This is a genomic window from Kitasatospora sp. NPDC049285 (assembly GCF_040678815.1).
In the GTDB taxonomy this organism is placed as follows: Bacteria; Actinomycetota; Actinomycetes; order Streptomycetales; family Streptomycetaceae; genus Kitasatospora.
The window spans coordinates 21,842-35,224 of the sequence record NZ_JBFAQR010000002.1 but is presented as its reverse complement, the minus strand read 5'-3'; the positions used below and the strand labels follow the sequence as shown (position 1 = coordinate 35,224).

Annotated in this window: 17 protein-coding genes and 1 pseudogene; 17 read left to right on the top strand and 1 reads right to left on the bottom strand. The window is 71.3% G+C overall.

Going from position 1 to position 13,383, the window contains the following annotated elements; all coding sequences use genetic code 11:
* The first annotated feature begins 8 nt into the window (after positions 1-8).
* The 17 genes and pseudogenes from AB0K51_RS01960 (at position 9) to AB0K51_RS01880 (ending at position 12,955) form a co-directional block, all read left to right on the top strand.
* On the top strand, positions 9-245 hold the full coding sequence (locus tag AB0K51_RS01960) for a hypothetical protein (RefSeq protein WP_363449438.1): 237 nt from the start codon (positions 9-11) through the stop codon (positions 243-245).
* Positions 242-1,405 carry a DnaB-like helicase N-terminal domain-containing protein gene (locus tag AB0K51_RS01955; protein ID WP_363449436.1) on the top strand — a complete coding sequence of 388 codons (1,164 nt, stop codon included), beginning with the start codon at positions 242-244 and terminating at the stop codon, positions 1,403-1,405. Before AB0K51_RS01960 ends, AB0K51_RS01955 begins: the two co-directional genes overlap by 4 nt.
* Before the next feature lie 334 nt (positions 1,406-1,739).
* Positions 1,740-2,009, top strand: coding sequence for a hypothetical protein (locus tag AB0K51_RS01950; RefSeq protein WP_363449434.1), 270 nt, complete (start codon positions 1,740-1,742; stop codon positions 2,007-2,009).
* Between the two features lies 1 nt (position 2,010).
* A pseudogene (locus AB0K51_RS01945) lies at positions 2,011-2,196 on the top strand (hypothetical protein); the annotation flags it as partial.
* Between the two features lie 112 nt (positions 2,197-2,308).
* Positions 2,309-3,187: a DNA cytosine methyltransferase gene (locus AB0K51_RS01940; protein ID WP_363449815.1), complete on the top strand. Its 879-nt coding sequence runs from the start codon at positions 2,309-2,311 to the stop codon at positions 3,185-3,187.
* An 88-nt stretch (positions 3,188-3,275) separates the two neighbouring features.
* Complete coding sequence (locus AB0K51_RS01935) at positions 3,276-4,481, top strand: MFS transporter (RefSeq protein WP_363449432.1); 1,206 nt, start codon at positions 3,276-3,278, stop codon at positions 4,479-4,481.
* 68 nt (positions 4,482-4,549) lie between these two features.
* Positions 4,550-5,212 carry an HAD hydrolase-like protein gene (locus AB0K51_RS01930; RefSeq protein WP_363449430.1) on the top strand — a complete coding sequence of 221 codons (663 nt, stop codon included), beginning with the start codon at positions 4,550-4,552 and terminating at the stop codon, positions 5,210-5,212.
* A 133-nt stretch (positions 5,213-5,345) separates the two neighbouring features.
* On the top strand, positions 5,346-5,936 hold the full coding sequence (locus AB0K51_RS01925; protein ID WP_363449428.1) for a DUF4913 domain-containing protein: 591 nt from the start codon (positions 5,346-5,348) through the stop codon (positions 5,934-5,936).
* Positions 5,933-6,694, top strand: coding sequence for a glycosyl hydrolase (locus AB0K51_RS01920; RefSeq protein ID WP_363449426.1), 762 nt, complete (start codon positions 5,933-5,935; stop codon positions 6,692-6,694). Before AB0K51_RS01925 ends, AB0K51_RS01920 begins: the two co-directional genes overlap by 4 nt.
* Positions 6,691-7,158: a hypothetical protein gene (locus AB0K51_RS01915; RefSeq protein WP_363449424.1), complete on the top strand. Its 468-nt coding sequence runs from the start codon at positions 6,691-6,693 to the stop codon at positions 7,156-7,158. Before AB0K51_RS01920 ends, AB0K51_RS01915 begins: the two co-directional genes overlap by 4 nt.
* Complete coding sequence (locus AB0K51_RS01910; protein ID WP_363449422.1) at positions 7,155-7,805, top strand: hypothetical protein; 651 nt, start codon at positions 7,155-7,157, stop codon at positions 7,803-7,805. The genes AB0K51_RS01915 and AB0K51_RS01910 overlap by 4 nt, the downstream gene beginning before the upstream one ends.
* A complete protein-coding gene (locus AB0K51_RS01905; RefSeq protein ID WP_363449420.1) occupies positions 7,802-8,632 on the top strand; it encodes a hypothetical protein in 831 nt (276 codons plus the stop codon). The genes AB0K51_RS01910 and AB0K51_RS01905 overlap by 4 nt, the downstream gene beginning before the upstream one ends.
* Positions 8,633-8,654: 22 nt before the next feature.
* Complete coding sequence (locus AB0K51_RS01900; RefSeq protein ID WP_363449418.1) at positions 8,655-9,212, top strand: hypothetical protein; 558 nt, start codon at positions 8,655-8,657, stop codon at positions 9,210-9,212.
* Positions 9,213-9,249: 37 nt separating this feature from the next.
* Positions 9,250-10,074: a winged helix-turn-helix transcriptional regulator gene (locus AB0K51_RS01895; protein WP_363449416.1), complete on the top strand. Its 825-nt coding sequence runs from the start codon at positions 9,250-9,252 to the stop codon at positions 10,072-10,074.
* A 95-nt stretch (positions 10,075-10,169) separates the two neighbouring features.
* Complete coding sequence (locus AB0K51_RS01890) at positions 10,170-11,888, top strand: DUF317 domain-containing protein (RefSeq protein WP_363449414.1); 1,719 nt, start codon at positions 10,170-10,172, stop codon at positions 11,886-11,888.
* Between the two features lie 24 nt (positions 11,889-11,912).
* On the top strand, positions 11,913-12,437 hold the full coding sequence (locus tag AB0K51_RS01885; protein WP_363449412.1) for a hypothetical protein: 525 nt from the start codon (positions 11,913-11,915) through the stop codon (positions 12,435-12,437).
* A 23-nt stretch (positions 12,438-12,460) separates the two neighbouring features.
* Positions 12,461-12,955, top strand: coding sequence for a hypothetical protein (locus AB0K51_RS01880; RefSeq protein ID WP_363449410.1), 495 nt, complete (start codon positions 12,461-12,463; stop codon positions 12,953-12,955).
* Positions 12,956-12,959: 4 nt separating this feature from the next.
* Here the strand turns inward: AB0K51_RS01880 and AB0K51_RS01875 are convergent, their stop codons facing one another.
* Positions 12,960-13,226, bottom strand: coding sequence for a hypothetical protein (locus tag AB0K51_RS01875; protein WP_363449408.1), 267 nt, complete (start codon positions 13,224-13,226; stop codon positions 12,960-12,962).
* Positions 13,227-13,383: the final 157 nt, after the last annotated feature.

Here is a 13,383-nt window from a genome sequence, read left to right as displayed (position 1 = left end):
AGCCTTCTGTGTCCCCGAACACCCCGTCCTCGTCAGCTCCCCGTTCCGAGCGCCTCGCCGCCTCGCCCGTCGTCCGTCGTGGCGGCCAGTGGTGGCTGGTCGTCGGCAGCGGTTCCATCCTTTCCACGGACCCGACCTTCACCGGCGAGCTGGACCGGTTCGCCGCCGCGATGGCCGCCGCCGACCAGGCCGTTGCCGAACTGCGCGCCCAGAGCCGCGAATCCGGCCACCGGGGCGGGCGGTGAAGCCCCTCCTGCGGGCCGAGCAGGCAGTTCTCGGCGCCGTCCTCCTGGACCCGGGCCAGCTCACCGCGCTCTCCTGGCTCGCCCCGGACCACTTTTGCCGTCCAGTGCACCGAGCGCTGTTCGCCGCGATGTGCAAGCTCCACGCCGAGGGTCGCCCCACGCCTACGGACAAGGGGGAGGTGCCGCTGGAGTGGGTCACCGACACCATCGCCGAGGCCAGCCTCAACGTCCGTGGGCTCAGTGCGAGTTACGCCCACACGCTGATCGCGGGCTGCCCGCGACCCGGACACGCCCCGGTGTACGGGCGGATGGTTCTGGAGGGCGCGATCCACCGCACCGTGACCCAGCACGCCGTCCGCCTGCACCAGGCAGCCCGCGCGGACTCACTTCAGGGCGAGGTCGACAGCGCGCTGCACCAGGCCGAGGTCCTGGCCGACGTCTTGGCCGATCTTGCCCTCCGCTGGGGAACCGAGCCGCGCCCTGTCGCGCCCGCCCAGTCGCGGACGGCAATGGCCGAACCTCCACCGGCCGCCACGGAAGAGGCGCTTCAGGACGAGCAGATCCTGCTTTCCGTGCTGGTAAACCAGCCAGCCGCGATGGACGAGGTGGTTCGCTGGCTGCGGCCCGGCGACTTCGCCGAGCCCGGCGACGGCCAGCTCTACCGGTGCCTGGGCGCGCTGCACCACCGCGGCGAGCCGATCGACGAGCTCACCCTGCTGTGGGAGGCCCAACGGCGCGGCCTGCTCACGGACGGCGTCCTCACCGACGAGCAGATAGGCGGCATCTGCGAAGGGTACGGCGTCGGCTCGGCCGAGTTCCTCGGCGAGCAGATCATGCGCTTCTCACTGACACGGACAGCCGCCACCTCCGCTGACGCGATCAGGGCCCTGGCCGAGGACGAGGCCTTGGCACCCGGTCGGCTCATCAGCCACGCCCTGCACGCCCTCGGCTCCCTCGACGAGGTCAGGGCCCGCTGGCAGAGCGCCACTGCCGAGCCCGCCGCCACGACCATCCCTGCTTCGGCAGATCCTCCGCCCCCGGCGCGGATCGACGCTGCCCTGGCCCGAAGCCAACCGCGGCGCCGGACCCGACCCGACCCCGCAACGCAAACCGCCCACGCCCGTCCCGCTGGCCGCGCCCCCACCCGCACCCACTCCTGACCGCCGGCGCACAGCACCGGCGCCGCCTGCCCCCACCCCCACCTACCGAACTTGGAGTCCCCATGGAAACCTTCATCGCCGGGCAGCGAGAGCAGCTGCAGGAGCTGGCCGACCAACTCACCGACTTCGCCCGCAGGCTCTCCGTCTCAGCCCGCGCACCGGCCTGCCCAAGCTGACGGCCCTGTCTGACACCCTCGCCGGACTCACGGCCCTGCAGCAGCGAACGCTGGGCTGCGCCGGAGAGATCGAGGAGATAGTCGACCTGTCCGCCGAGGCGACCCTCGCGTACCAGCGAGCCGCCCTGTCCGACGCCTACGTCGCTCCCATGATCGGCATGGCGGTCGTGTTCGGTTCCGCCGTCCTGCTCACTGCCGCCCAGGCGGCTACCCCGATTGCGAAGGGCTCCGGGCCCGACGAGAGCGCGCTCGCCTACCTCAACCTCCTCGAAGCGCAGAACCTGCTGATCAGCGCAGCGGGGGGCCTACGAGAGCTGGCCAGGCACCTCACGTGCGAGGAGTCCACTGCTCTTGACGAGCTTGACGCCGCCCTGGGCACGTTCTCGCGCCTTCGTGAATGGGCGATTCCCGTCGCGCAGGAGCGGTGACATGGGGACCAGCACCTCGCCCTTTCCGCTGATCGGCAGTTTGTGGTCGGGGTACGGCGGTCTCGACCTGGGCGTTCAGGCTGCCCTCGGTGGCCGCGTGGCCTGGCACTCGGAGGTGAACCCCGACGCCTCGCGCATCCTGACCCGGCACTGGCCCGGAGTCCCGAACCTGGGCGACATCACCGCCATCAACTGGGCCGATGTGCCGAGGGTTTGCGTCTTGACGGCGGGCTTCCCCTGTCAAGGACGTCTCGGTTGCAGGCCGCCGCGCCGGACTCAACGAGCACACCCGTTCCGGGCTGTGGCTGCACGTCGCGCGTGCGGTCGAGGCCCTCTGCCCCTGCCTCCTGGTGGTCGAGAATGTCCGAGGTCTCCTCACCTCCCCCGCCGGTTCCCCTGGCGACGTGGAACCCTGCCCGTGGTGTCTGGGAGACCAGCCAACCCAACCTCCTCTGCGAGCACTTGGTGCCGTTCTGGGCAGCCTGGCCGACCTCCGGTACGACGCTCGGTGGCTCGTGCTTCGCGCTTCCGACGTCGGAGCGCCACACCGAAGGGAGCGGGCATTCCTCGCCGCCTGGCCCGCCGAACACCCTGCTCAAGACCCCAACCAGCAACATCGGCAAGAACAGCGGCAGCCAGCACCCGGCGAAGAGGAAGAGCGACGGCCATGGCCCGTCCCTGGTCGACGAGGTGAAGTGGCTGCTGCCGACCCCGCGGGCCAGCGACACGGGCACACCTGGGCGGCGGCCGGGCAAGGGCTGGCGCCCGCCGCTGTCGGCGGTGGTCCTGCCGCTGTGGTCGGAGCCGGGCCCAGCGGCCGAGGAACCGACGGACGGTGGGGACCGTATGCCTCCGCCGTCGCCCGATGGGAGACGCTCACCCGCCCAGCGCCGCCGCCTACTGACGCGGGCGGGCGGCTCCGCGCGGAGTTCGTCGAGTGGATGCAAGGGCTCGCGCCGGGCTGGGTGACCGCCACTCCGGGGCTCGGGCACCCGGCCCAGCTCACCGCCCTCGGCAACGGCGTCGTGCCCCAGCAGGCCGAGCGAGCACTGGAGTTGCTCGCTCCTCCGTTCCCCCGGTGCCCGCGCTGCGCGGGTTCGCAAGGGGCTTCTACCGGGATATTCCGGCCGTACCAAATCGCGGATTCTCCGGACTCTTCTCTCCGGCAGCCGCACTGACCAAGGGGGCTGTCATGCCAGCGCACGTCCCGGACCAGCGGGCACCTGCCCGCGCGCCACCGGCTCTACCCGCACCGAGAGGTCCTCCTTGAGCACGTCCACCACCGTCACCGGCCCCGCCCAGGGCAGCGGCTACCGCGCTGTCCTGGGCAGGCGGCACGTCGCCCGCCTGCTGGGCGGCACGCTAATCGGCCGCCTGCCCACCGGCATGGCGCCGATCGCGATCCTGCTGCTCGTCCGGGCAGAGAACGGCTCGCTCGCCCTGGCCGGCCTTCTGTCCGCCCTGTTCGGCCTGGCCGCCGCTGCGGGCCAGCCACTGCTGGGCCGGATGGTGGACCGACAAGGCCAGACCCGGATCCTCGTCGGGTCCACCGGCGCCGCTACGGCCGCATTCCTCCTGTTGCCGTGCGTCAGCCCGCACCGCCACCCGGTGCTGGCCGCGCTCGCGGTGATCGTCGCCGGACTGAGCACACCGTCGCTGGAGGCCGGCCTTCGGGCGCTGTGGCCGGTGCTGGTGCCCGATCCCGACCAGCAGCGCGCCGCGCTCTCCCTGGACTCTGCCACGCAGGGCCTGGTGTTCGTCGCCGGCCCGGTGCTGGCCACCGCCTTCTCGGCCGGAGCCGGTCCGCATGCCGCCATCGCGGCGACCGCAGCGCTCGGCCTGCTCGGGGCCGGGCTGGTCGTCTCGGCCGAACCGTCCCGCAACTGGTCGCCGACCGACCGCCAGCAGCACTGGCTCGGCCCGCTGCGGGTGCCCGGACTTCGCGTTCTCTTCGCCACTCTCACCGGCATCGGTGTCGCGCTGGGAGCGGTCAACGTGCTGGCGCTGAGCGCGGCCGAGCGCCACCACGCGGGCTGGCTGGCCGGCCTCGTGCCCGCCGCTCTGTCCGTCGGCAGCACCGTCGGCGGCCTCGTCTACGGCCGCCGCACCTGGCCCGCCTCCGCCCTCGCGCACCTCGTGACCGCCACCGCTGGTTTCGCCATCGGGTGGCTGCCCCTGCTGCCTGACCCCGCTCCGGCCGTCGCCGTGGTCTGCGCGGTTCTGCCGGGCCTGTTCCTCGCTCCGCTGCTGACCGCGTCCTTCGTGACAGTGAACGCTCTCGCGCCGCGCGGCGAGACGACCGAGGCGTTCGCCTGGCTCATCGCCGTCGTCGGCACCGGCCAGGCCGCCGGAACCGTCCTGGCCTCCCTCGCCGCCACCGCCGGCCCCCTCGCCTGCGCGGCGGTCCCGCTCGCCGCAGCCACCACAGCCCTTGGACTGCTGCACCGCTCCCGCCACCAGCTCACCTTCTGACTCGCCCCCGCCAACCCGAATGCAGCACCACCGTGAACGCCATCGCCACCGCAACGCCCTCTTCCCGTATGCACGTTGTCTGGGACTGGAACGGAACGATCAAGGCCGACCTCGATGACCACGTCTCCGCGCTGAACGCGACATTGCCCGCGCTCGGCGGCGAGCCTGTCGACCGGGACACCTACCGCGCCAAGCACACCGTGCCGATCCCGAACTTCTACGCACGCCTCCTCGGCCGCACGATCACCGACACCGAATGGGCCTCCAGCGACGCGGCGTTCCTCACCCACCTGAAAGCTCAGCCCGTGAGGCTGCGCGCCGGAGCTGAGCAGCTGCTGGCCGCGCTGAGCGAGGCCGGACACACCCAGTCGCTCCTGTCGCTGTGCCCGCACGAGACCCTGCTGCGCGAGGTCGAACAGGTCGGCATCGGGCACTACTTCGCCCGGATCGACGGTCGCACTGGCCCATCCGGCGGTACGAAGGCCGGCGCGCTGGCCGACCACCTCGGCTCCTTGGGCCTGACCGGTCAGCCGGAGCGCGTGCTGCTGATCGGCGACGCGATCGACGACGCGGACGCCGCCCACTCCAATGGCGCCCACGCGGTGCTCCACACCGGAGGACTGCACCACCCCGCCAAGCTCGCCGCCTCCGGCCACCCGCTCGCCGACACCCTTGACGAGGCCGTCGCCCTCGGCCTTCGCCTGCCCGCCGACCTCACCCTCTCGCGGTGAGAGCGGATGTCCGCAGGGCCCAACGGCCGTGCCGCAGGGCGCTACTAGCGCGGATTCCCGGCCGCGCCAAATCGCCGATTCCCCGGATCCTCATCCCCATGCCGTCCTCCCACAGACACAGGAGCAACCCGCCATGTCCAACTCCAGCGAGGGCACCCCCGAAAAGTCCTTCCGCGTGCCCGACGACGACCTCGACGACCTCGCCAGCACCCTCGCCAAGACCATGGCCGAGGTTCGCCAACACGGCGTCCTCCTCGACCGCCTCAGCTCCGAGGGCGACGCCCTGCTCGCCACTCGCCACGCCGACCTTCCGACCGCCGACCCGGCTGGCGAGGAGTCGGAGGCGATGTCCGTGTTCATCCTCGCCCTGGGCGGCGCGGAGTACGACGCAGAGATAGCCGCGCTCCGCGACTGGGTGAACTACCTCTTCCTGCCCGTCTACGGCCGCGAGATCAGCACCACCCGCCCCTGGTGCGCCCAGTGGGAGCAGCACCCCGAAGCCGTCGCCCGCCTCCATGCCCTGTGGCTGGCGTGGCAGCAGTTGACTGATTTCGAGGCCGGGTTGTCGGGACCGAGTACGTGGCATCGCGACCACCTCGACCAGGCCCTCGTCCATCTGCGCGCACCCGATGGGCCGTTCGCCGCCTGCACCACCTCGGCGAACCGACCCAACCACCGGCTGCTGGCCACCCCAGCGCCCGAGCAGCTGGAGCTGGCCGCGTGATCACCGTCGACTTCCGCCTGGACGACATGTTGGAGGTCGCCGACGAAGCCTCCTGGGTTGCGTCGGATGCCTTCTTCGCTGGGGACTTGGCCCTTATCGCCGAGTACCACACCACCCCCAACGAGTCGCACAGCTACTTCCTCACCCACGACCGCTCGGCGATCTGGGGTGTGCCTGGTGAGCCGCAGCTCGCCGCTATCAAGATCACCCGCGACCTGGGCGAGCGGACGTTCACCTTCGAGGCCGCCCGCCACGCCGGGCTGGCATTCGCCCAGAACTGGCTGGCCGAGCGGGGCTGTCCGCCAGAGAAGATCATCCCCGGCGACGACTTCCTGAAGCCCGCCGACGACCTGACCGCCCGCGCCGAGCAGCAGGTGCGGGAATCCGGCGAGCGCTACCGGGTCATCGACACGTACACCCGCGACTCCGAGCCCTGCGAGACGTGGACCTTGGTCCACGACTCGCGCGCCGCCGAGCTCCCCATTCGGGTCTTCCTCGAAGAGGCCGACCTCGATGCCGGCACCTACACCGTGCGCGAAGGCGCGTTCGCCGACGAGTGGGCGGCCGTCGCCTGGCTCTCCGAGCGCCCAGGCCCCCTGCCCGAGCCGCCCGAGCACCGAGCCACAGCAGAACGACGTACCCGCGCGGCCCGGTCCCGCTCCACCGGCACCCCGCTGAGCCCGAAGGCCGGGGCGCAGGACAGCGCCGCCAAGCCCTCGCCCGCCAGCCAGCTGCCGACCCGAGGGAGGACGCTGTGACCACCGCTCGAATGGCTTTCGCCGCCCACCCCGACGCCATCGCCGACCTTCGCGCACTGCCCGACGGAATCCGCGACCAGGCCCTGCTGCACTTGCAGGACCTCGTCCACGGTGAGCGCGTCGCCACGCGCCTGGACGGCCGCCTCGAAGGTTTCCACAAGGTCGTTCTCGGCGTCGGCGGCACCTGGGCCACACACCGGCTGGTGGTGCAGTTCCGCGACGCGCCCGCCAACTCCAAGCACAAGCGCGAGGTGTTCCTCGTCGCCGCCGGGCCTCGCGCGGACTACGCCGTCTACCGCACCGCCCAGCAGCGGACGAACCGCGCGCCGCGTACCGCCGCCGACCTGCGCACCCGGGCGGCCCTGGCCCGCTCGCCGCTCAGCCAGGACAGCACGTCCCCGGCCCCGGCCGCCCCACCGCCCGCTCCGACGACCGTGCCGACCACCCGAAGGGCCCTGTCATGATCTCCGAGCACTCCCCCGCCTCGCGCGCCGAACTCGCCACCCTGCTCACCGAAACCGCGAAGAGCGTCTCGGCGATCCTCGACGCCGAGTACCCCACCCCCACCTCCCGCTCCTACCTGCATCCGGTCCTCGGCGCGCTATCCGCTGGGCCGGGCGTGATCACCGAGCTGAACGAGCGCTTCGAGACCCTGGTCTCGCGACCGCTACCGGCCACCCCCGCCGGCCTGTTCACCGTCGCGTCCGTCGCCGCGGCGCTCGGCTGGCTGACCGAGTCCCTCGCCGAACTGACCACCGCCGTAGACCAGATCTGCACCAAGGCCGGCATCTCCGACGCCCAGCCCGCCGACCCGCTCAGCGTCGGCACCGAGGAACTCGGCTTCCCCTTCAGCACAACGGAGTTGGCCGCCATCCGCACAGCCGCGCAGGAAGCAGGGCTCAGCGCCGGGCAGTACGTCGAGCTGCTGTCGCTGGCCCTGCTCGCCGACTCGCGCATCGCGGATGCCTGCACCGAGATCTGCGACGGCCTGCTGGATGACGCACGCTACGTCCGAGGCGAGGCGAGCGACCACCTGCGGACTACCGCGGGCTCCGACAGCCTGCCCACCCTGGTGCGCACCCTCCTGGCCCGGATGGAGGCGGGAGAGTGAACCCGCACGACGCCACCAAACGGCCCGACGCCCACCTGGTCTTCGAGGTCCTCGCAATCGAAGACCCCGAATCCCTGGTCACCCTTCACCCCTCTCGCAGTCCCCTCAGCATGTTGGCCACGCTGGTCGCCGACTCAAGCCGGGACACCGACCGGCTGCACTCCGCCCTGCTGGAGCGGGCCGAGACGGCGATCAAGACCCTCGAACGGCTCACCCGCGCCCCCGGCGGCGACCTGCGGGACTCGAGCGGCGTGCTGCGGTCCACCGGCGGCGAGATCGAAGTCCTCGCCGCCAGGCGCGGACAGGCGTTCGAGCACCTGACCCGCGCCGTCCACTCCTACGAGCGCTGCCGGCCCGGACCCGTCAACACGCCGACGGCCACCACACCCGAGCAGACACTGGTCCATCAGCAGGACGGCGCGCGGCAATCGAGCACCGCCTGGACGCCCCCAGAGGACCAGCAGTTGAAGGTCCTCCTGGCCACCGGGCAGGGCAGCCTGCGTCTGCATCAGAGCGCGCTGCACCCAGCAGACCGGTACTTCTCCGACGGCACCGGCGACTACGTGTTCATCTGGCCAGCGACCGTCGATTGGATGCAGGCCGAGGGCCTCATCAGCATCGACACCAGTACCACCGTGTACGAGGGGCAGTTGCTTTTCCTCACGCCTCGCGGCGCCGATGCGCTACACGCCAAGGCCGATGCCACCGCTCTGGTAGCCGCCGCGCTCAGCCGCAGTCGTCACGCACCGGCCCCGGCCGCCATGACCGCGCCGGCTGCCGTTCCTGCCCCAGCCGCCACTCCGGGCAAGCCCGCCCGCTCCCACTGAATCCCCCAGGAGAGGAATCACCGTGTCCACCGAGATCTATACCCGCAGGCTGGTCGAGCACCGGTACGGCCGCACCGTGGCTGAACTCCAGCTGAGTGCCACTCGACGCGCGCCGAGCGACCCTGTCCTTCCGATCGTCCTGCGGCGCCTGACCGCACTTGCCGTCACAGAGGAGCAGGAACGCGACGCCCGGCGTCGCCTCGACCTCGTGGGACAGTGCCCGGCGGGCGACGGCGAACTCCTGCTGCTCTACGCCACCGAGGCCCTGGACCTCGACCGGCAGAAGCAGGCAGAGGCCGAGGCCATCTGGGACCTCCTCGACATCCGGCTTCTACTTGACCAGCCCTCCGCCCGCAGTTCCACAGCAACGCCGCCGAGTCACGCGGTGCTCGACATCGAGCACCTGATGCCCGCCGCACGCGAGATCGCCGCCGGCCTGCGGCATCTCACCCGCGACAGCCTGCGCGAGGGCCTGCGCACTCTGGGAATCCAGGTCAGCAACAAGCGGCTCGGTGTGGTCCTGCGGCGACTGCGCGAGGAGCGCACCGCACCGGACGGCGTCGTACGTCACTGCCTCTGACTGTCAGAACCGACCACCCACTCAATGGAGTTCAGCCATGTTCACCTCCAACGCACCCAACTCCCAGGCCACCACTCTCGATGAGGTGCGCGTTGAGGAGGTGCTTCGGGTCATCGCACCGAAGTGGACCACCTGGGTGGTGCAGACCCTCGCTCACCACGGTCCGATGCGAGTCAGCGAGATCTCTGCCGGCCTGCCCTTCGTCCACAACACGCTCCTGTCCAAGCGCCTGGCCGAGATGGAATCCCGCGGACTCCTCACCCGCGCGAACGCGACGCGAGCACCCTACAAGCTGAGCGAAGCCGGTCGAGCCCTCGCCCCGATTCAGCGTTCCCTCGCCGACTGGTCCCAGACCCACCTTCCCCGCCTCGGGCAGCTCGCCGGAGCCGAGCGCGTCGAAGACGCGCTTCGGCGCCTCGCTCCCCGCAACACCACGGCCGTCATCCGGGCCCTCGAAGCCCACGGCCCCCTCCGGCTCACTCACGCAGCGGAGGCATCGGGCCTAGATTCCCCGTCGATCCAGTTCCGCCTGAACCGGCTTCAGCGCGACGAGTTGGTCACCCGCATCGGACCGCGCCACGGCGACCCGTACACGCTCACCGACGCCGGGCTGGCCACGCTTCCGATCCTCGAAACCGTCGAGCACTGGGGCCAGTCGCTGACTGTGGCACCCCCAGCAGCCGCCCTGGTGGCACCCCGCGCCCGCTCCGTCCCCAAGATCACTGTAGGAACCGCCCGCACGGCCACAGCCCTGCGCCGCACCGCCGCGTCATCGAGCGGTCTGTTCAGCCACGCCCCGGCTCCGCAGCCGAGGGTGCCGGCGGCTATCACCGCACGGTCAGCCCCAGGCCGAACGCGATGAACACCGGCAGACCCGCACCCGCCGCGCGCCCGCCCTCTCGCCTCCGCCATCGCCCGCTGGCGCGCGGCCCACCTGTCTCCAGGAGCACCTTCACCATGAACCTCGCACCGTCCGACCCGCAGATGCTGGTCAGCCCCGTCTACCTCGCCGGCCACGGCAACCCCGAGCTGATCACCGGCCCCCTCGACTCCGCCCCGGGCTGGGGCAAGGCCGTCACCAACACCGGTACCCACTACGTCAGTCCATGCCAGACCGTGCACATCGCGCACGTGCCGGGCAGCCGGTACGGCGGCCGGAAAGTCCTCGCCCACCGCGAGCCCCTCGGCCCGCCGATCTGGGCTGCCTCCTTCTCCCGAAACACCCCGGCCGAGATCACCTCCGCTTTCACCACCACCCTCGTCGACGGCCTGCGCAGCAACCACCGCGACTACCTCAATGGCGGACCCAAGTTCCAACCTCCGAGCCCTACCGGCGCTCTCGCCGACCGCGGCTGGATCACCGACAACGAGGCCCAGCAGTACCTGTACCAGCGCGCCCCCGAAGGCCACGCCGCCTTTCGGATGCGCAAGTTACACCTCGACGAGGAGGCCGAACTCCTGGAGCAGGGCCCACCGCAATGGACGATTCACGCCTGCGTGGAGCGCGAGAACGGCGAGCGCTGGCACGCCGACTTCACCGGCTGCACCCCGCTGTACCTGGTGCGCGAGGCCGTGGTGGCGTTCAGCAGCACCACCCCTGTCACCCGGGCGCTCTCGACCGTTCCCAAACGCAACCTCTCCTACGTCCAGATGCGGCGCGCGCCCCAGACATCCGCACCGCGCCAGTCGGCTGCCCTCGCCCGCACCACCGGGCCCCGCCTGCCGGGGCTTGGCACTGGCCGCCCCGCCGACGACGGCCGGCTCCGTCGCGACCGCAACCCAACATCGCTGACCCGTACCCCGATCGGAGGAGCTGTGCCGTACAACCCGAACGACGAGCGGTGGCGCGAGTACCACGTCAGCCCGCGCTACCTGGCCGGATCGACGTTCACCGGCGATCCCGCCCTTCGTCCCCTACTCAACGCGGGCTGGCACCTTAACCACGACGATCTGGGCAACGTCTATGTCAACTCACCAGACCAGAAGCTCCGCCTGGGCTACCTGCCAGAAGGCGAGGACGACGCCCTGTGGCAGATCACGGCGTACTCCAATGCCTTCGCAGCACCTCGGTGGCTGGTCACCTACCAGGACAGCGCTCCCACTGAGATCGTCGCCGGGTTCACCACAGCGCTCGCGCGGGCACACGCCGAGGGCCCCGACTCCTATCTCGCCGATCGCGGCCGCGACTTGGCGGAACTCAACGTGGGCACGCCTCTGGTAGCGGCAGGCTGGAGCCACCGCTACACCGCGGCCGACGTCATCTTCGAGTCTCCCGACGGCCTGGCCGAGGTCCACCTGCGCCGCAAGCACCTCGATAACGCTGCCGAGATGGCCGGCAACCAGGAGCGCTGGCTCACCCTGGCCGGGCCGCCTGGCCACCAGTGGTACGCCACCGCCTCCTCCCACACGCCGCCGGCGCTCGTGACGGCGATGAACTGGGCGCTCACCGACCCGGCCCCCGTCATCCGCTACGGCGACGATCTGCGCCTCCTGCCGCCACACGCCACGGCAACACCGGTCACACCGCCCGCACCAACGCCGCTCGATGTCCGCCGTGCCCATGCCGCCCGCGCCCGCTCCCCCATCACGCGCCCCGGTGCCGCGCGGCACACTGCTGCACCGACCCAGCGCCAGCACTCGCTGCCCAAGATCCCGGCCCAGCTCCGCAGCCGCTGATCCCGTCCTGTTCGGAGGAGAACCGTGAGCAACGCACCCAACCCCGCCCACAGCCAGCAGGCTGCCGCTCCACCAACCCTGGACTCGTCCTGGAACACCGACATAGACGTCATGGCCCGGCTCAGCACCGCGACGCTCACCCTGCTGGACGTCCTCGTCCACCGACTCGACGATGAGCTGGTGTTCTCCGAAGCCCTTTGCGGCGGCGGCGAGTTCATGTGCGAGCTGGAGGGCCTCGACGACTCCTTCGGACCGCTGATCGAGGCCGAGGCCGCCCGTGTAGTCGCAGAAGCGGCCGGGCTCCGGCCTGCCGGCCTGTTCTCCCCATGGATGCCGGCCTACCTCGCCGCCATCGACGCTCTCTCACGGCAGCGCCAGGCGAACCTCGTGCTCGAAGCCGCAGACCGCTATGCAGGGGCCACCTCGCCACCGAACCCGCGCATCGCCGCCTTCCACGCGCGTTCCACAGTCCGCCCCCACACCGTGACCGCCTCCGCGTCCGCCGCCCTCACTGCCGCTCCTCGGCCCTCGACCGCACCCCGACGCTGACCGCTACATTTCTAGGACGCACCGTGCCCGACACCGGTACCCCGCCCCTGGACCAGGCCGACGCGCTGATCGCCGCTGCCTGGGGACGCCCCATCGAGGAACTGGAATCCCTCGCACCCCGCCGTCCGGTGGACGACCCGCTCCTGCGCTCGGCGATGCACATCCGCTCTTCCCTGGTCGTGTGGAGCAACGCCATCGCGGTCCACCAGGACCGTCTGCACGCGCTCACCCGGCCAGGACACACCCCGGGCTTCTACGATCTGGAGCGGATCACCGACTCCGCGTCCGCTCTGCGGGTCGCACACTCCGAGAGCCGCGCCGCTCTGCAGGCCATCAGCCACGTGATCGATGCCCGCGAAGCCGCCATGGCCGCAGGACAGACGCCGGCGGTCCGCCTTGCGCAAGCCGCTGTCGCCCGGTCAGCGCACGCCCCGCGCCCCCTTGGCCAACCACCCGGCGAGCTGGCGCCGTCGGCTGCTGGCGGCCCCGCTGCGGCCGTGGCCGGTCCCAGGCGATAGCAGCTCAGTCCTCGTGCTGTCCGCGATCGGCACCTCGCCACGAGGAGCCGACCGCGCGGGCCAGCTCATCCAGCGTCAGCTCGATCAGACCGCCGTCTGCGGCACGCTCCCACACAATCGGGTCCTGCGCCGCCCGCTCCCCGCGCGTGCGCACCGCCCACTGCCCGTCGGCGACCATCGCGATGTCACCCACCGTCCAGGGCCGACCGGTCGACCGGATCTTGCGCTCGAGCGCCGCCCCGTCCTGGTGGCTGCTTCCCGGCTCGGTCACTGCGTCCCCCTTCGTCCTGCTCCGGCCTTTCACCGCAACCTAGTTACGACACCAGTGACGGCCGTTTTCATTCCCGTCCGCGTCTGCAGCGCCGTACCTCCGGCAGTTCGCCCACGGCAGACGCCCACTGCCGGGAAACGACTACGTACTTCGGCAT

What these genes read in the sequence shown, in the direction of transcription:
- AB0K51_RS01925 (WP_363449428.1), top strand. Translation starts at nt 5,346, where the DNA reads ATGTCCAACTCCAGCGAGGGCACCCCCGAAAAGTCCTTCCGCGTGCCC.
- AB0K51_RS01950 (WP_363449434.1), top strand. Translation starts at nt 1,740, where the DNA reads ATGGCGGTCGTGTTCGGTTCCGCCGTCCTGCTCACTGCCGCCCAGGCG.
- AB0K51_RS01895 (WP_363449416.1), top strand. Translation starts at nt 9,250, where the DNA reads ATGTTCACCTCCAACGCACCCAACTCCCAGGCCACCACTCTCGATGAG.
- AB0K51_RS01910 (WP_363449422.1), top strand. Translation starts at nt 7,155, where the DNA reads ATGATCTCCGAGCACTCCCCCGCCTCGCGCGCCGAACTCGCCACCCTG.
- AB0K51_RS01890 (WP_363449414.1), top strand. Translation starts at nt 10,170, where the DNA reads ATGAACCTCGCACCGTCCGACCCGCAGATGCTGGTCAGCCCCGTCTAC.
- AB0K51_RS01930 (WP_363449430.1), top strand. Translation starts at nt 4,550, where the DNA reads ATGCACGTTGTCTGGGACTGGAACGGAACGATCAAGGCCGACCTCGAT.